Origin of the sequence: Bifidobacterium miconis (assembly GCF_019331735.1) — a bacterium.
Lineage (GTDB): Bacteria > Actinomycetota > Actinomycetes > Actinomycetales > Bifidobacteriaceae > Bifidobacterium > Bifidobacterium miconis.
The window spans coordinates 1-19235 of the sequence record NZ_JAHBBH010000036.1; the positions used below are offsets into that span (position 1 = coordinate 1).

Annotated in this window: 16 protein-coding genes and 1 pseudogene; 6 read left to right on the forward strand and 11 right to left on the reverse strand. The window is 63.3% G+C overall.

Annotation, left to right across the window (positions count from 1 at the left end; genetic code table 11):
- The 3 genes from KIH79_RS10285 to KIH79_RS10295 all read right to left on the reverse strand — a co-directional run.
- Window positions 1–496, reverse strand: a 496-nt coding sequence (locus KIH79_RS10285) for a DEAD/DEAH box helicase (protein ID WP_219059283.1), incomplete at its 3' end; no start/stop codon positions are given.
- Window positions 497–768: 272 nt separating this feature from the next.
- Window positions 769–1965 carry a cystathionine gamma-synthase gene (locus KIH79_RS10290; protein WP_219059284.1) on the reverse strand — a complete coding sequence of 399 codons (1197 nt, stop codon included), beginning with the start codon at window positions 1963–1965 and terminating at the stop codon, window positions 769–771.
- A gap of 185 nt (window positions 1966–2150) precedes the next feature.
- Window positions 2151–3173 (reverse strand): pyridoxal-phosphate dependent enzyme, encoded by a 1023-nt coding sequence (locus KIH79_RS10295; RefSeq protein WP_219059285.1) that lies wholly within the window; start codon window positions 3171–3173, stop codon window positions 2151–2153.
- A gap of 583 nt (window positions 3174–3756) precedes the next feature.
- On the opposite strand from KIH79_RS10295, the gene KIH79_RS10300 reads away from it, so the two are divergent.
- The 3 genes from KIH79_RS10300 (at window position 3757) to KIH79_RS10310 (ending at window position 5368) form a co-directional block, all read left to right on the forward strand.
- A complete protein-coding gene (locus KIH79_RS10300) occupies window positions 3757–4071 on the forward strand; it encodes a DUF2089 family protein (RefSeq protein WP_219059286.1) in 315 nt (104 codons plus the stop codon).
- A gap of 115 nt (window positions 4072–4186) precedes the next feature.
- Window positions 4187–4570, forward strand: a complete 384-nt coding sequence (locus KIH79_RS10305) for a hypothetical protein (protein WP_219059287.1) — start codon at window positions 4187–4189, stop codon at window positions 4568–4570.
- A gap of 183 nt (window positions 4571–4753) precedes the next feature.
- Window positions 4754–5368, forward strand: a complete 615-nt coding sequence (locus tag KIH79_RS10310; protein ID WP_219059288.1) for a sugar O-acetyltransferase — start codon at window positions 4754–4756, stop codon at window positions 5366–5368.
- A 710-nt stretch (window positions 5369–6078) separates the two neighbouring features.
- Here the strand turns inward: KIH79_RS10310 and KIH79_RS10315 are convergent.
- The gene (locus tag KIH79_RS10315) at window positions 6079–7023 is read right to left on the reverse strand and encodes an alpha/beta hydrolase (protein ID WP_219059289.1); all 945 of its coding nucleotides are present in this window, start codon (window positions 7021–7023) and stop codon (window positions 6079–6081) included.
- Between the two features lie 223 nt (window positions 7024–7246).
- Between KIH79_RS10315 and KIH79_RS10320 the strand changes: the two genes are divergently transcribed.
- Window positions 7247–7984, forward strand: coding sequence for a GNAT family protein (locus tag KIH79_RS10320; RefSeq protein ID WP_219059290.1), 738 nt, complete (start codon window positions 7247–7249; stop codon window positions 7982–7984).
- Between the two features lie 132 nt (window positions 7985–8116).
- On the opposite strand, the gene KIH79_RS10325 is transcribed toward KIH79_RS10320, so the two are convergent.
- The 7 genes and pseudogenes from KIH79_RS10325 to KIH79_RS10355 form a co-directional block, all read right to left on the reverse strand.
- Window positions 8117–8761, reverse strand: coding sequence for a peroxiredoxin (locus KIH79_RS10325; RefSeq protein ID WP_420829376.1), 645 nt, complete (start codon window positions 8759–8761; stop codon window positions 8117–8119).
- A gap of 221 nt (window positions 8762–8982) precedes the next feature.
- Window positions 8983–9390: a GNAT family N-acetyltransferase gene (locus KIH79_RS10330; RefSeq protein WP_219059292.1), complete on the reverse strand. Its 408-nt coding sequence runs from the start codon at window positions 9388–9390 to the stop codon at window positions 8983–8985.
- Window positions 9391–9444: 54 nt separating this feature from the next.
- Window positions 9445–10488 carry a hypothetical protein gene (locus KIH79_RS10335; protein WP_219059293.1) on the reverse strand — a complete coding sequence of 348 codons (1044 nt, stop codon included), beginning with the start codon at window positions 10486–10488 and terminating at the stop codon, window positions 9445–9447.
- Between the two features lie 842 nt (window positions 10489–11330).
- On the reverse strand, window positions 11331–12434 hold the full coding sequence (locus KIH79_RS10340; RefSeq protein ID WP_219059294.1) for a hypothetical protein: 1104 nt from the start codon (window positions 12432–12434) through the stop codon (window positions 11331–11333).
- Between the two features lie 237 nt (window positions 12435–12671).
- Window positions 12672–13574 (reverse strand): carbohydrate ABC transporter permease, encoded by a 903-nt coding sequence (locus KIH79_RS10345; protein ID WP_081892390.1) that lies wholly within the window; start codon window positions 13572–13574, stop codon window positions 12672–12674.
- Between the two features lies 1 nt (window position 13575).
- Entirely contained in the window at window positions 13576–14511 is a 936-nt protein-coding gene (locus KIH79_RS10350) for a carbohydrate ABC transporter permease (protein ID WP_033492377.1), read from the reverse strand.
- A 244-nt stretch (window positions 14512–14755) separates the two neighbouring features.
- Window positions 14756–16198: pseudogene (locus KIH79_RS10355) on the reverse strand (ABC transporter substrate-binding protein).
- A gap of 311 nt (window positions 16199–16509) precedes the next feature.
- Here KIH79_RS10355 and purF point away from each other — a divergent pair.
- Both purF and purM read left to right on the forward strand, forming a co-directional pair.
- Window positions 16510–18015 carry an amidophosphoribosyltransferase gene (gene purF / locus KIH79_RS10365; RefSeq protein WP_219059297.1) on the forward strand — a complete coding sequence of 502 codons (1506 nt, stop codon included), beginning with the start codon at window positions 16510–16512 and terminating at the stop codon, window positions 18013–18015.
- Between the two features lie 171 nt (window positions 18016–18186).
- The gene (gene purM, locus KIH79_RS10370) at window positions 18187–19224 is read left to right on the forward strand and encodes a phosphoribosylformylglycinamidine cyclo-ligase (RefSeq protein ID WP_219059298.1); all 1038 of its coding nucleotides are present in this window, start codon (window positions 18187–18189) and stop codon (window positions 19222–19224) included.
- Window positions 19225–19235: the final 11 nt, after the last annotated feature.

The following is a 19235-nucleotide window of genomic DNA, read 5'->3' on the forward strand; positions in this document are numbered from 1 at the left end:
GGGCGGCGATGAATTCGCCGATGCCAAGGTACGAGGAGCGGAAATCCTGCCCCCATTGGGAGACGCAGTGGGCTTCGTCCACGGCGACCAGCGAGATGGGCGTGTGGGCTGCGAACGAACGGAACCAGTCGGTTTCGAGGCGTTCGGGGGCCACGTACAGGAGTTTGACGTCGCCGCGGGCTGCCTGCGCGAGCACCATGGACTGCTCGTCGCCGGACTGGGTGGTGTTGACGAATGCGGCGGGGATGCCGGCGTCGTTGAGGCCGTCGACCTGATCGCGCATCAGGGAGATGAGCGGGGAGACGACCACGGTGACGCCGCGCAGCAGCATGGCGGGGATCTGGTAGCACACGGATTTGCCGGCGCCGGTGGGCATGACGCCGAGCACGTCGCGCCCCGAGAGGATCGCGTCCACGAGGCCGGATTGGCCGGGCCGGAACGAGTCGTAACCGAAATACCGTCTGAGCGCGTCCAGCGCCGCCGCGTTGTCTGTCATGTCTCCCCAGTGTAGGCGAATCGACCAGCCGTGCCCGTTGGTTTGACGATTGAGAGGCTGAATAACGGCACTGCACGGGTCAGTTTGACGATCGAGAGGCGATTGGCCTGCGCCTCCTGAGGCCATTGCTCCCTCTCGAGAGGATTGTATCGTGCCAGATTCGCAAGGCAAGGATGATCGCAGCCTCTCAATCGTCAAACCGATGCCGGCAACCCGCCGATTTCGCCTCTCAATCGTCAAACCGCATGTCAAACTGCATCGAGGCACGCACCTTACAGGACTTTGAACGCCTGATCGAGGTCGGCGATCAGGTCGTCGGCGTCCTCGAGTCCCACGGACAGGCGGATCAGGTTCGCCGGCACCTCGAGCGTGGTACCCGCCACCGAGGCGTGGGTCATCGCGCCCGGATGCTCGATGAGCGATTCGACGCCGCCGAGCGATTCCGCGAGCGTGAACACCTGCGTGGCTCCGGCGAAGCGCTTGGCCGCCTCGAATCCCGCGGCGATCTGCACGGACACCATGCCGCCGAACCCGCCGTGCATCTGCCGCGCGGCGATCTCGTGCCCCGGATGCGACGCAAGGCCCGGATACCACACGCGCTCCACCAGATCGGCCGGCAGCGATTCAAGCCACTGCGCCACCTTGAGCGCGTTGCGGCTGTGCTGCTTCACGCGCAGGTCGAGCGTCTTGAGCCCGCGGATGTCGAGCCACGAGTCGAACGGCGAGGGCACGGCGCCGGCCGCGTTCTGCAGGAACGCCACCTGTTCGCGCACGTCGCCGTCGTTGAGCAGCACCGCGCCGCCGACCACGTCGGAGTGCCCGCCGATGTACTTGGTGGTCGAGTACACGACCGCGTCCGCGCCATCGTCGAGCGGATGCTGCAGCACGGGCGAGGCGAACGTGTTGTCGACCACGATCCTGGTGCCGTGCGCGTGGGCGAGAGCCGCCGTGGCCGCGATGTCGGTGATGCCGAGCATCGGGTTGGACGGGGTTTCGACCCAGATATAACGGTAGTGCCCGTTCGGCTTGGCATCGAGCGCGGCGGCGACCGCGGCCTGGTCGGTCACGTCGACCACGTCGAGCCCGATGCCCCACGGCACGAACACTTTGGCGAGGAGCCGGTAGGTGCCGCCGTACACGTCGTTGCCGAGGAGGATGTTGTCGCCGGGGCGCAAGGTGGCGCGCAGCAGCACGTCGATGGCGGCGAGTCCGGATGAGAAGGAGAGCGCGTACTTCGCGCCTTCGACGGAGGCGAGCTGCGCGTCGAAGCTGTTGCGCGTGGGGTTGACGGAGCGGCTGTAGTCGTAGCCGTGGCGCAGGCCACCGACGCCGTCCTGCTTGAACGTGGAGGTCATGTAGATGGGCGTGACGACCGCGCCGGTGGTCGGATCGGGTTCCTGCCCGGCGTGGATGGCGCGCGTGGAGAGCGCGGTTGCGGCGAGTGCGTTGGCGTTGGTGGAGATGGTCATGGTCTGTTGTTCCTTTGCTGAATTGCTGTCGTTGGACTGATTGTTGATTGCCGAGTTGCCAAGTTGCCGAATGATGGCTTGCCGATGGTTGAGTTGCGGATCGCCGGATTATCGCGGGATTGCCGAATTGGACGATTGTTGATGGCCGCGTCGGCTCGTGCCCATCCGTGTCGCGGATCGATCGGTCACAGGTATTCGTCGACGAGCGACGGCTTGTTCGTCCGTTCGACCACGTCGCCGTAACCGTTCTCGCGCATCCAGTCGTCGTTGAAGATCTTCTCGAGATAGCCGCGTCCCGAGTCGGGCAGCAGCACGACGACGAGCTGGCGTTCGTCCAGATCGTGTTCGATCGCGTATCGGATCGCCGCGGCGACGGCCATGCCGGACGATCCACCGACGAGCAGGCTTTCCTCGGCGGCGAGCCGGCGCGTCGTCTCAAACGCCTCCGCGTCGCCGATTTGCACGATCTCGTCGACGATGTCGCGGTCGAACGCCTTGGGATAGAAGTCCTCGCCGACGCCTTCGATGTCGTACTGGTGCACGTCAGTCTTGTCCGCGGCCGAGTAGATGGAGCCTTCGGGATCGGCGCCGACGACGCGCACACGTCCGTTGGAGATTTCCTTGAGGTAACGTCCGGTGCCGGAGATGGTGCCGCCGGTGCCGATGCCGGCCACGAAGTGCGTGACGGCGTGATCGGTGGCCTGCCAGATTTCGGGTCCGGTGGTGTAGTAGTGGCTGAGCGGCCCGTTGGGGTTGTCGTACTGGTTGGGCCGGAACGCGCCGGGGATTTTCTTGGCGAGCTGTTCGGCCACGTCGTAGTAGGAGCGCGGATCGCCGGGGCCGGCGTCGGTGGGGGTCACCACCACTTCGGCCCCGTAGGCGCGCAGGACGGCGCGCTTGGCTTCGGAGACCTTGTCCGGCATGGTGAAGATGGCCCGGTAGCCGCGCTGTTGGGCGACCATGGCGAGTCCGACGCCCGTGTTGCCGGAGGTCGGTTCGACGATGACGCCGCCGGGTTCGAGTTGGCCGAAGTGTTCCGCCGCGTCGATGATGCGCGCGGCGATGCGGTCCTTGGACGAGCCGCCGGGGTTGAGATACTCGATTTTCGCCGCGATGGTCGCCTTGACGCCGGCCGCCTGCGGGAGTCGGTTGAGTTTGACGAGCGGGGTGCCGCCGATGAGTTCGGAAATGCTGTTGTGGATGGTCATGGTTGGTCTCGTTTCCTGTGTGTACGCGTGTTTCGTCTGGCTTGTTTTTCGTTGGTTCGCGCTTGTTCGTTGCGATGATGGCAATGCGCGCGATCGATGATGATTGCGGATGGAAAGCGGATGATGCGGACGATTGCGCTCGACGCGCGCCGTGTTGAAACGAGATTCCACAGGGATTCCCCGATCCCCGAACAACAGGTGAATGCGAATACACGACGTCCACCGATGCGGTTCGACGGCAGGGAACCATATTCGGATACACATGGATAAAACCCCGGAATACAGGGCATCCGAACAGGAAAAAGGAATCTATCTCAAGTTATGCGTTGTCGGCCGCTCGCCTGCACCCGCTTCGGGAGGCGTCGGTTCAGCGACAACAACACATGAGATACGTCATGTCCACAAACCATACCAGCACCCCGGACAACGCCATCCGTCGTCTCGCATTCTGGACATTTTTGGATCGCAACAGGCAGTCGCTTCCACGCAATCGCACAGAAACCTCAACTTTGACTTTAATAAAATTAAAGAGTATTATTAACTTTATTAAAGATAGTCAATCAAAGACGAAAGGAGCCGCCGCATGGGCACCCCCGTCGTTCCGCCGTGGATGGCGAACCTCGACGACGAGGATCTCACGTTTGTCAAGAAGTTCATCCTCGCCTCCGGTTCCATGAAGGAGGTCGCCGCCGAATACGGCGTTTCCTATCCCACCGTCCGGCTCCGGCTCGACCGGCTCATCCAGAAGATCCGCCTTGCCGAACAGACCGAACAGGATCCGTACATCGCCCTAGTCAAGCGTCTCGCCGTCGACGACAAACTCGACTTCGACACCGCCAAAATCCTCATCACCGCCTACCGCAGCCAACTCGGCCGCGGCGGCAAGGCCGCATACTGACCGCGGCGCCGCATGACGCGCGCGGCGATCACGTCCCGACTCGCCGGCGGCCGCGCGCAGCGCGAGCCGCCGTCCAAACCACCGTCCATCCAACATCAAGGCAAAGGAGCCTGCCATGACCTTCCCGATCCCGGACGAATACATCACCCGGCTGTCCGTCCTGTTCACCATCCTGCCGATCGCCGTCATCGCGCTGTTCGCCGCATCCATCGTCGCCGAGCTGCGCCTGTCGCGACGCGACAGCCCCAAGCCGGGATTGGTCCTGCCGATCGTCTGGATCGCGCTCGGCATCGTCTACGCGGTCTGCTGGAACATCCTTCCCCTCGTCCTCGCCGCCGGAGCGCCGCTGGACATCATCGGGCCGATGGCCGCCATGGCCGCCGTCACCGGCATGTTCCAATACAGCGTGCCGGGTCTGATCCTGCTCGGCATCCACCTGTGGCAACGCGGCAACGTCGCACGTCGCAAGGAGATCCAGCACGCCGTCGAAGACCTGTAGCGGCAGTTTGCGGAACCGCGTCGCGAAAGCCGCCGCGAGCCAACCGGCGACATGCCGGACAGGCCTTTCCGCCGTTCCCGGACGGCGGCTATGCTGGTGGTTGCGCAAACAAACCAGACGCGGCCTACATGCGATACAGACGCCAACGCAAGTCAACCGCGACGACCCACAACGAGGTGACCGATGACCGTTCCCCAACGCGTGCTCGACCTGATGCACTCCCCCGGCGTGTATTTCTGCGGCGATCCGGAGATGGACCAGGCCCAGCGCGAACAGCTCGACCTGCTCTACGACATCAACCAGACCCGCCAAAGCGACCCGAAACGGCGCGAACTGCTCAGCCGGTTCTTCGCCGAAACCGGCGACGGCCTGTACATCGAATCGCCGCTGCACGCCAACTGGGGTTGCTCGACGCACTGGGGCTCCGGCTGCTACGCGAACTTCAACCTCACGCTCGTCGACGACGGCGAGATCTTCATCGGCGATCATACGCTCATCGGCCCGAACGTGACGCTCGTTACCACCGGCCACCCGATCCGACCCGACCTGCGCGAACGGTACGCGCAGTTCTCCGAACCGATCCACATCGGCCGCAACGTGTGGATCGGCGCGAACGTGACCGTCCTGCCGGGCGTCACCATCGGCGACAACACGGTGATCGGCGCGTGCAGCCTCGTCACCAAGGACATTCCGGCGAACGTCGTCGCGATCGGCCAGCCGGCACGCGTGCTGCGCGAGATCAACGACCACGACCGCGACTACTACTGGCGCGACCGGCGCATCCCCGCCGGCATCTGACGACATCCAACGACCGATTCCGCCTCATCGGCACCCGTTTGCTCGAAGCTTCGCGCACTTCCGCGCAGGACGCCCAGACGTGGCATATCGGACAGATCTTCGGCGATTTGCCCCGCTGAGGGGATCCCCTGCGGGGGCATTTCTCCGATCATCCATCCATTTCGCCTCACTGTGCACCCTCAGCGAAGCCTGTCGGCCATATCTTCGGCAATTCACCCCGCTGACACCGTCCTCAGCGAAGCGATTCTCCGAAGGTCTGTCGGTATTGCCCCGTTCAGTCCCGTTACCGGGGGATGCCGGCCAGACCTTCGGCGATCTGCCCCGCTGGTGTCATTCTCAGCGAAGCGATTCTCCGAAAGCCCAGCTGACTTGCCCCACTGACAAGGTTTATCGGGACGAAAAGGGTAGATCTTCGGAGAATGGCACCGCTAAAAGCGCCGCTGGCGGGGTGAATCGCCGAAGGTCTGTCCATGTTGCATCGCTAAGTGCTGTTGGTGGGGCGATACGGACAGATCTTCGGCAATTCACCCCGCTGACACCGTCCTCAGCGAAGCGATTCTCCGAAGGGGCACCCGATCCGCACTGCCTACGGGATTCAGCGAAGCAAAACGACCATACCTTCGAAAATCCGCCCCGCTCAGGGCATCCTTAACGGGGTATTTTCCCGAAAATCCGCCTGATTTACGTCGATCCGCCCCGTCAAGCCCGCATCAGCACGTCCCGACCTGCTCGTCGATGAAGCGGAAGATCACGTTGAGCACGTCGCGGCTCCAGAAATCGTTCTCGTGTTCGGCGTCGTCCACGAGCACAAGCCGCGCGTCGTAGCCGTGCTCGACGAGCCGGTCGCGCATCTTGACCGACTGGTGATACGGCACCACCGTGTCGGCCGTGCCGTGCAGCAGCAGCGTCGGCGGGTAGTCGCGACCGTCCTCGACGCGCAGGTACGGGCTCATCTCCGCCGCGCGCCTGCGCACCTCGTCGCTGATGCCGGTCGCCGGCGTCGCGCCCACCACGGCCGCGAACGGGCCGTAATAGTAGATGCGGAACGGATCATCCTCGTGGCCGAACGCGTCGATCGCCTCCGTCATGTCGGTCGGAGGGAAGCAGCTGACCACGAAATCGACCCGGTCGCTCACGCCGGTCCACGTGCCGTCCTCGTAACGTGGATCGTCTGCCGTGAGCCCGACCAGCAGCGACGTGTTGCCGCCCGACGACGTGCCCCAGATGCCGAGCCGGTCCGGATCGACGTGCCATTGCGCCGCGTTCGCGCGCAGGTAGCGGATCGCCGCCTTCACGTCCTGAAGATACGCGGGGAACGTGTACTTGCCGTTGCGCGTCGCGTCGCGATGATTCACCGTGGCGACCACGTAGCCGCGCCGTGCGAGCTCGACCAGCTGCGGCATCTCGTAGTCACGGTCCGGCGTGGTCCACGCGCTGCCCTGCACGAACACGACGGTCGGCCAGCGCCGGTCGTCCCCGTCGCCGTAGCTTTGCGGCGCGATGATGTCCATGACGAGCCGGTCCGCGCCCGTCTTGTACGCCACGTCGCGGGCCACGCTGGCCAGTCCGAGCCGGTGCGGATTGTGCGGAATGTGGATGGTTGCGGTTGCGGCTGTGGTTGCGCTGATTGCGTTGGTCGCGTTGCCGTCGGTCATGTGCTGCCCCCTGTGTCTGCGCGCTGGTGCGCGGATGAGTTATCCGATTACCGTTGTAGCGGATCGGCGCATGCCATGCCCCGATGATGCCGATACTTGGCACATGGTTACGCATGATTGCGCCAGTTTGACCGGTTTGGCTGGTTGCGATGGCACTGTGCCGGATGCGACGAGATGAGTCCGGCATTCCCGGCCTTCGCGGGTTGCTCCTATGGTGGGAGGCATGAGCGATTCCGTGCGACTGCGCCCGCTGCGGCGCCGCGATTATCCCGCGTTGGTCGATCTGATGCGCCGGCTGTGGTACGACGACGTCGCGAATCCCGATCATGCGCTGCGCTTGGCCGAGGCCGATTTCGAACTGTGCCTGTCGCGTTCGACGACGGCGACGGTCGCCGATCTGGACGGCCGCGCGATCGGCGTGATTCTGGGCCGCATCGACGATCCTCGCGCGAAACGATTGAGCAAACGCTGGCGGCCGCTGATCTGCAACCGACATCGCCGACGCGCGATCGGCGTATTGCTGCCGCTGCTGTGCTCGCGCGAGGGACGAGAAGGCATTCACGAAATGCGCGATATCGCGCGCATCGACGATTGGCTGATCTGGAAAGTCGGGCGGCGCGATCCGGCCGAAGTGACACTGTTCATCCTCGACGGCGCGGTGCACGGACAGGGCGTGGGCCGCCGACTGTTCGACCATATGCTCGCCGAATTCCGCGCGGCCGGCGTGGAGCGCTACTTCCTGTTCACCGACACCACGTGCAACGTCGGCTTCTACGATCACCGCCACCTGCGCCGCCGCGCCGCATACGTGGTCCGTCACGGCGAAGACGCGGGCATCGGCTTCTTCCTGTACGAGGGTCGCCAGTCTGACGAGCAAACCGCAAAGCCGAAGCGCACCTTGCGCACTTTCGCCGCCGGGTTGCGGTCTTCACGCAGTGAGAACAAGACTGCGGTTCGATAGGAGCGCGCAGGCATCGTCGATCCCGATCCGCGGTTTCCGTTCATCGCTGGAAAGACCGTGTTCGATGGGATCGGCACGATGCCCGTCGAAATGCCTCCTCGGACATCGTCGCGCAACGCATGCGGCGACGGGTCAGTCGAGTTTGGCGAGCGTCTTCATCAGCGATTCGACATGGCCTTTGGCACGCACGTTGTAGCGCGCGAGCAGGATACGCCCGTCCGCGCCGATCGCGAACGTCGAGCGCAACACGCCGACGTGCGTTTTGCCGTACAGCTTCTTCTCGCCGTACGCGCCGTACGCCTTGTGCACTGCGAGATCGGGGTCGGACAGGAGCGGGAAGGGCAGATGGTCACGTTCGGCGAACCGGCGAAGCTTGTCGATCGGGTCCTTGGATACGCCGATCACCGTGTATCCAAGCGTGCCAAGACGGGCGATGTTGTCGCGAAAATCGCAGGCCTCGGTCGTGCAGCCGGGCGTCATCGCCGCCGGATAGAAGTACAGGATCACGCGTGCGCCACGCGCGGTCAGTTCGGACAACGTCACCGTCGTTTCGGCCGGATTTACGGCAGCACCGGCGATCGAATCGGCTCCTTCCACAGTTTCGTCCGCACCGTCACCGGCAAACGCGCCGTCGGCGACGGTCGTACCGTCACCGGGCATCGCAATCGCTGTCAGTGTGAAATCGGGCGCGATCTGTCCCGGCTCAAGTCGCTGCGGCAATGCCTCCGTCTGCACTTCGTTCGCATTCGTCCCTACAGTCGTCCCGGACTCAGTCATCGTATTTCCCCGTTCCCGATCGCTCCCCGATCGCTTGCACCGTCATGCGGTCAGCCTGTCATCAATCCGTGGTCAATCCTACCGTCTGCGGTGCGTTCGCCACACGCTCGCTACACGCTCGCCGCTCCGCAAGCGTTTCCCTGACATCAGCGGAAATGCGAATTTCCCATCAGCCGGGGACGAACGCCGCATCGTCGCACAGCGCCCGACCGTGGCAACCCTCACCAGTTCGGGTTGACGGTCTGCATGGCGACGCCGTCGGTCATCACATGGAAGCCGAACCGCTCGTAGAACGCGGCGTTTTTGCTTTCCTCCGGCATGACTTCCACATAGAAGTAATCGCGGTATTTCTCCTGGATCATGCGCACCATGTGCCCGGCGATGCCCTGCCCCTGATACTCCGGGTCGACCAGCACGTAGTGCACGTACGCGAGCATCGCGCCGTCGTCGAGCGCGCGCACGAGCCCGACCAGACGGTCGCCGTCCCACGCGGTGACCACCGTGGACGAGCCCATGAGCGCGCGATGCAGCCGCTCCGGATACTCGCCCGACACCCAGCCGACCGAACGGAACAGCCGCTGCACCTGATCCTGCGTGAATCTGCGTTCCTCGGTGTACGTAATGGTCATGTCTCCCCTTTCCCGACAACAAACGCGGCCGGCGGCAGTCGAATCGGCACCGGCCTATCGGCTTCTCGGAATCCCAACCCTACACAACTCGTCAATCATCGGAGCCGCCCGTACCACATCGTCGAACGAACAGCGAACGATATCCGTCACATCGGCGCGACGCAACGCGGCCTCGCGCTCCCGTTCCGCAAGCACGATGCCCTGTATGCTGCGTCGGCCGGTCATCGCCGGGTCGACGTACTTGTCGGTTCCGTCGAACTCGGCCACGACGATTCGGCCATCGGCAAGACGCCACGCAAAATCGACGCGATACGATCTGCCGGTCTGCGGGTCGACGAACGGTACCTGAATTTCCGGAACCATGAGGCCGGAATCAACGATCGTGCCACGCATCAGCGATTCGCCGCCGTTCTCGCTGCGCGGATCCGCATAATGCAGCGCGCGAAACACCGGCAGGCAATTCCTGCGCAACGAGCCGCACACCGCCAAAATGTCGCGTCTCGGCACACCTTGCGCAAGCGCGGAGTCGACGATGGGCAGCGCGTAGCGGAATTCCAGCATCATGCAGCAGTCCACCACGGTTCGCGCCTTGCCGGTAACCGTGATGCCGGCTGCCGATTCGAGGGCGCACCGGGGAGCGTAGATTCGCCGTATTCTCGTGCCGTGGCGGGCGTCTGCATCCGTGTCTGCATTCATGCCTGCGCCTGCATTCATGCCCGAGGCCGCATCCATGCCTGCGGCCGAACCCGCGTTGCGTGACGGCGGATCGCCTTTGTTGGAAGAGACGATGTCGATCGGACCGCCATGCAACAACCATTGATGTTCGAATCCGTGAGCCGCGGCCGCGACGATGCCGGCGAACACCCAATCGGGGTGGCGGGCGCCGAGCGTCCGTGCGATATGCAGGGAACGCTCTGGCGGATTGAGCGCAGCCCAATAGTCAGGCTTGACATACGCATTGGCTGATACGCGCTGTAGTTCGCCGATTTTGGCACGGCGGCCGAGGGCGCTGCAGACGGATTTTGCGGTTCCGTAGGCGCAGCGTCGTTCGCGTTCCGCGGCGGCGAGCAGGGTTTCAACTGTTTTGTGGCGTTTCATGGGCAGACTATACGACAATCTGAGTCGGCGGCGAAGGAAAAACGGGGGTTGTGGACGCAGGCTCGGGTTTTCGGCGTGTCGTGGATGCATTGTGGATAACTCGGGATCGATGCGAGGTGGGGCAACGCGGATATCGCGACGTGCCGATGCGCGGCAACGGGGACTCGACGAGGTGAAACTGATGGATGTTCGAAGAAATGCCTCGCGGAGGATGTCCTCAGCGGGGTGCATCGCCGAAGACCTGACCGACATACCTTGCTGGCACAGTGCAACGGGGCGGAACGGATGATCCTCCGGAGGTTTTCCTCGCTGAGGCTGTGTGAGCGGGGAAAAACGCCGAAGGTCCGACCCGTATGCCCTAGCAACAGGGTTGAACAGGGCAACACAGACAGACCTTCGGAAAAACGCTTCGCTGGGTACAGTGTCAGCGGGACAAAACGCCGAAGATCTGTCTGCTATACCTCGCTGAGGGCGTACAGTGAGGCGAAATGGATGGACGATCGGAGAAATACCTCGCGGAAGATCTCCTCAGCGGGGCGAATCACCGAAGGTCTAGCCGATATACCCCAACAACAGGGTTGAACGGAGCAACACCGACAGACCTTCGGAAAATTGCTTCGCTAAGCATGGTGCCAGCGAGGCGAATCGCCGAAGAAGGTCTGGCCAATATGCCCCGCTATGAAACGTCGATGCGATGAGATGGGGGATATTCCCAAGAAACAGCCGACGCTCATCCGCCGCGATGACCAGTCACACCAGTCACACCAGTCACACCAGTCACACCAGCCACACCAGCCACACCAGCCAAACTGATCAAACCGATCAAACCGATCAAACCGCCGCTACTGCCGCCATTCGGTGGTGCCTTTGAGGAAGCCGGAGATGCCGGAGCCGGTGGCGGGCGCGACTTGGTACATGGCGATGATGCGATCGTCGTGGGATTCGCGGGCGAGCGCGGAGAACATGAGCTGGGCCTGCCAGCGGGAGGCGCCCCACACGAGGTACCACAGCACGCCGGTGCCGAGCACGGCCACGGGCACGAACCAGCGGAACAGCGCGTAGCCGTAGGCCACAAGCGCGACCGCGGTGATCAGCAGAATATACAGCCGCCGCACGCTCAGCAGCGCGGAGTTCTTGAGCACGGACAGGTATTTCGCCTTGGGATATTCGACGATGAGCACCATCGAGATCGAGAACGCGGCGAACACGAACAGCAGCACGACGGCGAGCGCCGGCACGACGTACACGCCCCACGGCATCTGCGCGAGCAGGAGGATGTCGTACCCGAGCGCGAATGCGACGATCGCGAACGTGCAGCCCTGCGCCCACGCGCGGCGGCAGAGTGCGCGATAGGCGGCGAAGTACGGTTTGAAGAAGGCGACCGCGACGTCCTGCCGCACGTACGGCATGGCGATCCAGTCGGGCGGGAATGCGGCGGCATTGCCGCGACGGCCGCGTTGGCCGCTGGGAGCGGATGATGAACGGCCAGATGATGAACGATCGTCCCGTTGCGTGAAGGCTGCGCGATCGCCGCCGTTGCGGGATCCTGCCACGGCAGAACCAACCGACGCAGCCGACGCGGCGCTGGTAGTCGGGAAACCCGACGCCGATGCGGTTGCCGCCGCCCCGTCGCCGGATTCGGTCATGAGTTTGATGCGTACGCGCGAGGCGTGCGACGAGAGCGCGGGATGGTCGCGGAACATGGCGTACAGTGCGGCGACGGCGGGGCTGGAGACGGCCGCCGCGGCCAGATACAGCGGCCAGTAGTTGAGGTCGTTGACGACGAGCGCGACGATGACGAGCGGCAGGGACGCGATGAGGCTGCAGATGCCGGCCAGCAGGATCACGGTGACGGAGTTGACGATGCGCATGAACGCGTCGGCCTGGAACCATTTGTTGGTCGCGTCGGGCGAGGCGTTGTTGTTGCTCTTGTCTTCGTTGCTCATGGTTCCTACCTTATTACTCCAGCATCCGCAGCATATGGAATAGAAGTCATCAGATAATGCAAACTCATGTTTTGTCTGATAAGCGACGGGTTTGACTACCCCTCAGTCACTGCGTGACAGCTCCTCTGGCAAGGGGAGCCAAGAAAAATGGAAAGTGGTCCGCGCGGCTACAGGCACGCCGTGCGGACCACAGGATGAGTGCGGCGCGGAAAGGAGCGTCCGCGCCGCGGTGGGACATCAGCCCTTCATGCCGGAGGTCGCGATGCCTTCGATGAACTGCTTCTGACCGATGAGGAACACGACCAGGATCGGCAGGATCGAGAGCACGGAGCCGGTCATGATCATCGCGTAGTCGGCGTTGAACTGGCTGATGAAGGTTTTCAGACCAAGCTGGATGGTCTGCAGGTTCTGGCTGCGCAGGTAGATGAGCGGGCCCATGTAGTCGTTCCACGTGTTGGTGAACGTGATGATGCCGAGGGCGGCGATGGACGGTCCGGACAGCGGCAGCACGATGCGCGAGTAGATGCCGAATTCGCTCAGGCCGTCGAGTCGGGCGGCTTCGGCGAGCTCTTCGGGGATCGTGTCGTAGAACTGCTTCATCATGAACACGCCGAACGCACCGAACGCCTGCAGCAGGACGATGGACCAACGGGTGTCGACCAGGCCCCAGCTGGAGAGCATCTTGAACTGCGGGATCATGTAGGACTGCCACGGCACGGCCATGGTGGCGATGTAGACGAGGAACAGCGCGTTGCGTCCGGCGAACTTGATGCGTGAGAAGCCGTAGGCCGCGAACGAGCCGGTGAACACCTGCAGGAAGGTCACGATGATCGCGAAGAACACGGTGTTGCCGACCCACAGCAGCATGTCGGACTTGGTCCAAATGTTGATGTAGTTCTCGAAGTGCCAGACGCTCGGCAGCCACTTGAACGGCACCATGAACACTTCGTTGTTCGGCTTGACCGAGGCGAGAAGCATCCAGATGAACGGCAGCAGCGTGAACGCGGCGATGGCGATCATGGCCACGTAGCCGATGACGGTGCCGATGATCTTGGCGGGGCTGACGGGCTTCTTGTTGAACGGGATGTCGGCGGAAGGAGACTTGGCTCCCGCGGCCGGGGTGATGCTTGCGGCGGTCATCTTACTTCTCCTTCTTGTTGTTGTACCAGAACTGGATGAGGGTCACGATCATGCACAGCGCGAACAGCACGAGCGAGACGGTGCCGGAGTAGCCGAAGTCGGAGCGGGTGAAGGCCACGTTGTACACGTACTGGGCGAGCATGAGGGTCGAGGTGCCCGGACCGCCGTTGGTCATGACGAGCGTCAGATCGAGGATCTTGAAGGACTGGATGGTCAGGGTGACGAGCACGAAGAAGAGGGTCGGTCGCATGCACGGGACGGTGATCTTCCAGAACTGCTGCCAGCCGTTCGCGCCGTCGATGGACGCCGCTTCGTACAGTTCGCCCGGGATGGTCTGCAGGCCCGCGAGGATGAGGATCATGAAGTAGCCGACCTCACGCCACGTGGCCACGATGATGACCGCGACCATGGCCCACTTGGTGGAGCCCATCCAGGCCGGGGCCCAGCCGCCGGTGAAGATCTTGATGATCTGGTTGATCACGCCGCTCTTGGCGTCGAACAGCATGTTCCACACCTGAGCCGCGGCGACGATGGAGGTGATGTATGGGAAGAAGGCGACGGTGCGGAAGAACGCGCGTCCCTTGAGCTGCGTGTTGAGCAGCACGGCCAGCGCGAACGCGATGGCGAGGGTGAGCGGGATATGCACGACCGAGTAGACGATGGTGTTGATGAACGACGCCGTGAAGTTCGAGTCGTGCGACAGTCGACGCCAGTTGGTCAGGCCGTTGAACACCGGATCGCCGAAGGCGCTCCACTTGGAGAAGCCGATGTAGAACAGCTGGATGACCGGGATGAGAATGAGGACGAGGAAGCCGATGAAGTTCGGCGCGATGAAGATGAGTCCGTTCAGCAGATTGCGTCGACCGATGGCCTTGTTGGCCTTGCTGTGATCGGGTGGCGCGACGGCCGTTTTTGCAGCTGAGTTAGCCTGTGTCATCGCTGCAACTCTCCTTTGATTGAAAGCGGTGGTTGTGTTGCCGGCGGCGGACTGCGGTGACCGCGTACCGGAAGTGTTGAAAAGTGTGGAAAATGATGGTTGACATGCAAAACGGGGGCGGAGTCCGTGCGGATACGGTCCCGGCCCCCGTTTGCCTGCGTCAGTGCCGATCAGTGCCGATCGGCTGGTGTGTCAGATGATGATGTCAGCGTTGCTGTTCCGGTCCTGCTTCGACCGGTCCAGCTCACTGCTGGAGGACGCCCTGGTCCTTGATGTCCTGCGTGCCCTTGGCGATCGCGTCGTCGATGGAGCTAGTGCCGGACATGATGCCCGAGTGGACGACGGTGTTGAGCACGTCCTGGATGGTGTCGGTGCCGGCGCCGACCGGGTTCTCCGGGTTGGTCTTGTGCTCGGTCCAGGCCTTCTTGGACAGATCGTCGTTGGCCATGCCGTCGGTGGAGAAGTAGGTGTCGGCGACGGAGTCGGAGAAGTAGGCCGGGGTGGTGCCGATCTTGGCGAGCGCCTCGGAGCCCTTTTCACCGGAGGCCCACTTGACGAATTCCTTGGCGGCGGCGAGCTTCTGACCGGAGATGTTGGAGGAGACGGCGAGGCCGGTCGGATCGGCGAAGGTCACGGTCTGGTCGGTCTTCTCGTCCGGGTTCTGCGGGATCGGAGCCATGCCCCAGTTGAAGGTGTCGGCGTCGCCGGACTTCTGCTGGCTCACGAGCGTGGCGGCGAACCAGGTGCCCATCGGCAGCATGGCGGCCTTCTGGGTGCCGAACTGGGCCTGATACTGGACCTTGGTGGAGTTGACGGTGTTCCAGTCGATGGTCAGGCCTTCCTTCTGCCACTTGAGCGCGCGCTCATAGTAGGGCTTGAGGTAGCTGTAGTCGCCCTTGAAGAAGTCGTCGTAGGCGCCGTCGGTCTGCGCGACCGCGAAGCCCTGAACCACGGACTGCCAGCCGTGCTGGTACATCGGGTAGACGGAGCTGGCGTCGTAGCCGGCGGCGGGCAGCTTCTCCTTGAGTTCCTCGGCGGCCTTGGTGTAGTCGTCCCACGTCCAGGTGCCGTCCGGGGCGGCCACGCCAGCCTTCTCGAACATGTCCTTGTTGTAGAAGAGCACCCAGGAGTCCTAGCGGTACGGCATGGCGTAGTACTTGCCGTCCTCGAGCTTGTAGGAGGAGACGTCGATGTTCTTGTCGCCGTCGTAGCTGGCCGCGATGTCCGAGAGGTCCGCGAGGCCGCCGGATTCGGCGGCGTAGGTGTAGTACTTCTGCAGGTTCTTGATCGGGAAGACGTCGGGCTGGCTCTTGCCGGAGATGTCGGAGGTCAGCTGCTTGTCGTAGTCGTCGGCGGAGTACTGCTTGACCTTGACGGTGATGTTCGGGTGGTCCTTCATGAAGCCGTCGGCCAGTGTCTGGAACTCCGGGGTGGTGTCGAGCGACCAGCCGGCGAACGAGATTTCGACCTTGGCGTTTTCGTCGAGCGCTTCGGTCTTGCCGCCGCTGGCGTTGTTGCTGGAACCGCAACCGGACAGCATCATCACGGCCGCGCCGGCAACCGCAGCTGCCTTGAAGAGAGTGTTCTTGTTCATTTCTGCTCCTTTACTGCATGGCGTCTTCACCAAGAGGCGGGTAAGGCGGTCACTCCGTAGTGGCTGTGTTTCCTTCCGCTTGGTTATCATCATACAGCAGCTTCGATCATTTTTGATCTTGATTTGCCAGATTTTGTCTCGCCTGTGATCAATCCGTTATCTTTGACACGAGCAAACAGGCTCCGTCGCCGTGTTAACGATCACATTCTATCACACCGCAAACGATCACAATCAATCATCGTGTCGTGTGAACGCTCCTGTGCGCGGCATCACACTTCACGCTCCTCCGCACCCGGGAATTACGGAAGCCCCCGCAACAGGGGTTCGTGTCGATGTAGCCGCCGATTGATAGGGTTGATCGGTAAGCGAATCCCCGAATCCAATGGTTTGGAAGGAGCTTTGGCTTGTCGGCTGAACTCGAAGATATCCACGAAGAATGCGGAATTTTCGGCGTCTGGGGCCATCCCGACGCCGCCCGTCTGACCTATTTCGGTCTCCACGCGCTCCAGCATCGCGGCCAGGAGGGGGCCGGCATCGTCTCGAACGACAACGGCCACCTCATCGGACACCGCGGACTCGGCCTGCTCACGCAGGTGTTCGGCGACGAGCGCGAAATCGAACGCCTCAAGGGAGACAAGGCAATCGGCCACGTGCGCTACGCCACGGCCGGTTCCGGCACCACCGACAACATCCAGCCGTTCATCTTCCGCTTCCACGACGGCGACATGGCCCTGTGCCACAACGGCAACCTCACCAACTGCCCGTCGCTGCGCCGCGGACTCGAGGACGAAGGCGCGATCTTCCACTCGAACTCCGACACCGAAGTGCTCATGCACCTCATCCGCCGCTCCAGCCAGCCGACCTTCATGGACAAGCTCAAGGAGGCGCTCAACACGGTCCACGGCGGCTTCGCGTACCTGCTCATGACCGAAAACGCGATGATCGGCGCGCTCGACCCGAACGGCTTCCGCCCGCTCTCCCTCGGCCGCATGAAGAACGGCGCGTACGTGCTCGCGTCCGAAACCTGCGCGCTCGACGTCGTCGGCGCCGAACTCGTGCGCAACATCCGCCCCGGCGAGATCATCGTCGTCTCCGACCACGGCTACAAGATCGTGCAGTACACGAACAAGACGCAGCTGGCGATCTGCTCGATGGAGTTCATCTACTTCGCCCGCCCCGACTCCGACATCTACGGCGTCAACGTGCACTCCGCGCGCAAGCGCATGGGCGCGCGCCTGGCTGCCGAAGCACCGGTCGACGCGGACATGGTCATCGGCGTGCCGAACTCGTCGCTGTCGGCCGCGTCCGGCTACGCGGAGGCCGCGCACCTGCCGAACGAAATGGGCCTGATCAAGAACCAGTACGTCGCCCGCACGTTCATCCAGCCGACGCAGGAGCTGCGCGAACAGGGCGTGCGCATGAAGCTGTCCGCCGTGCGCGGCGTGGTCAAGGGCAAGCGCGTGGTCGTCATCGACGATTCGATCGTGCGCGGCACCACGTCCAAGCGCATCGTGCAGCTGCTCAAGGAGGCCGGCGCGGCCGAAGTGCACATGCGCATCAGCTCGCCGCCGCTCAAGTACCCGTGCTTCTACGGCATCGACATTTCGACCACGCGCGAGCTGATCGCCGGGCACAAGTCGGTCGAGGAGATCCGCGACTACATCGGCGCCGACTCGCTCGCCTTCCTCTCGCTCGAAGGACTCGTCGAATCGATCGGACTCGGCGCGGACGCCCCGTACGGCGGCCTGTGCGTCGCGTACTTCAACGGCGACTATCCGACCGCGCTCGACGACTACGAGGCCGACTTTTTGAAGTCGCTGACCCCGGAGGACCGCGTGCGCCTGCCCGAATTCGCGCTGTACAAGAGCAAGTACGAGGGCAACGAGTACACGGTCAAGCCCGCGGAATAACCACACAATACAAAATTTCTCGACTCCCTCCTGTCAGGGGAGCCGTCGAACGTAATGAGCTGAGCTGAGGGGTAGTCAGACGGTTCGACACATGTGACTACCCCTCAGTCAGCTTCGCTGACAGCTCCCCTGACAAGGGGAGCTTGTAGATGGGTCCAAGAAAGGAATGTCATGCCCAAAGCCTATGAGAACGCAGGAGTGAGCGTCGAAGCCGGCTACGAGGTCGTCAAGCGCATCAAGTCGCACGTCGCGCGCACCAACCGTCCGGGCGTGGTCGGCGGCATCGGCGGCTTCGGCGGCCTGTTCGACCTCGCCTCCCTCGGCTACAAGGAGCCGGTGCTCATCTCCGGCACCGACGGCGTGGGCACCAAGCTCGTCGTCGCCAAGCTGGCGAACAAGCACAACACCATCGGCATCGACTGCGTGGCCATGTGCGTCAACGACATCGCCGCGCAGGGCGCCGAACCGCTGTTCTTCCTCGACTACATCGCGTGCGGCAAGAACGATCCGGCGCTGCTCGAGCAGGTCGTCGCGGGCGTCGCGGACGGCTGCGTGCAGGCCGGCGCGGGCCTGATCGGCGGCGAGACGGCCGAAATGCCGGGCATGTACGACGAGGACGAGTACGATCTGGCCGGCTTCGCGGTCGGCGTCGCGGAGAAGTCCGCGATCGTCGACGGCTCCGGCATCACCGACGGCGACGTGCTCATCGGCCTGCCGTCCACCGGCGTGCACTCCAACGGCTTCTCGCTCGTGCGCAAGGCCCTGTTCGAGCAGGCCGGCTACACCGTCGACACCGTGCTGGACGAGCTCGGCGGCGACAAGCTCGGCGACGTGCTGCTCACCCCGACCAAGATCTACGTGAAGGCGCTCTCCCCGCTGTTCAAGGCGGGCGTGGTCAAGGGCGTTGCGCACATCACCGGCGGCGGCTTCATCGAGAACGTGCCGCGCATGATCCCCGAGGGCCTGGCGGCCGAGATCGAGCTCGGCTCGTGGCCGGTGCTGCCGATCTTCGACGTGCTCGAGAAGGCCGGCGAGATCGATCACATGGAGATGTACAACATCTTCAACATGGGCATCGGCATGGTGCTGGCCGTTCCGGCCGAGCGCGCCGACGAGACGCTCGAGCTGCTCAAGTCCAACGGCGAGGCCGGCTACGTGATCGGCCGCATCACCCCGGACGCCGACGGCACGCAGATCAAGCTCAAGTAACTCGAAAGGAT

Bases quoted from the DNA above. Each gene is read 5' to 3' on its own strand.
- KIH79_RS10290 (WP_219059284.1), bottom strand. From the start codon at position 1,965: ATGACCATCTCCACCAACGCCAACGCACTCGCCGCAACCGCGCTCTCC.
- KIH79_RS10295 (WP_219059285.1), bottom strand. From the start codon at position 3,173: ATGACCATCCACAACAGCATTTCCGAACTCATCGGCGGCACCCCGCTC.
- KIH79_RS10300 (WP_219059286.1), top strand. From the start codon at position 3,757: ATGGGCACCCCCGTCGTTCCGCCGTGGATGGCGAACCTCGACGACGAG.
- KIH79_RS10305 (WP_219059287.1), top strand. From the start codon at position 4,187: ATGACCTTCCCGATCCCGGACGAATACATCACCCGGCTGTCCGTCCTG.
- KIH79_RS10310 (WP_219059288.1), top strand. From the start codon at position 4,754: ATGACCGTTCCCCAACGCGTGCTCGACCTGATGCACTCCCCCGGCGTG.
- KIH79_RS10315 (WP_219059289.1), bottom strand. From the start codon at position 7,023: ATGACCGACGGCAACGCGACCAACGCAATCAGCGCAACCACAGCCGCA.
- KIH79_RS10320 (WP_219059290.1), top strand. From the start codon at position 7,247: ATGAGCGATTCCGTGCGACTGCGCCCGCTGCGGCGCCGCGATTATCCC.
- KIH79_RS10325 (WP_420829376.1), bottom strand. From the start codon at position 8,761: ATGACTGAGTCCGGGACGACTGTAGGGACGAATGCGAACGAAGTGCAG.
- KIH79_RS10330 (WP_219059292.1), bottom strand. From the start codon at position 9,390: ATGACCATTACGTACACCGAGGAACGCAGATTCACGCAGGATCAGGTG.
- KIH79_RS10335 (WP_219059293.1), bottom strand. From the start codon at position 10,488: ATGAAACGCCACAAAACAGTTGAAACCCTGCTCGCCGCCGCGGAACGC.
- KIH79_RS10340 (WP_219059294.1), bottom strand. From the start codon at position 12,434: ATGAGCAACGAAGACAAGAGCAACAACAACGCCTCGCCCGACGCGACC.
- KIH79_RS10345 (WP_081892390.1), bottom strand. From the start codon at position 13,574: ATGACCGCCGCAAGCATCACCCCGGCCGCGGGAGCCAAGTCTCCTTCC.
- KIH79_RS10350 (WP_033492377.1), bottom strand. From the start codon at position 14,511: ATGACACAGGCTAACTCAGCTGCAAAAACGGCCGTCGCGCCACCCGAT.
- purM (WP_219059298.1), top strand. From the start codon at position 18,187: ATGCCCAAAGCCTATGAGAACGCAGGAGTGAGCGTCGAAGCCGGCTAC.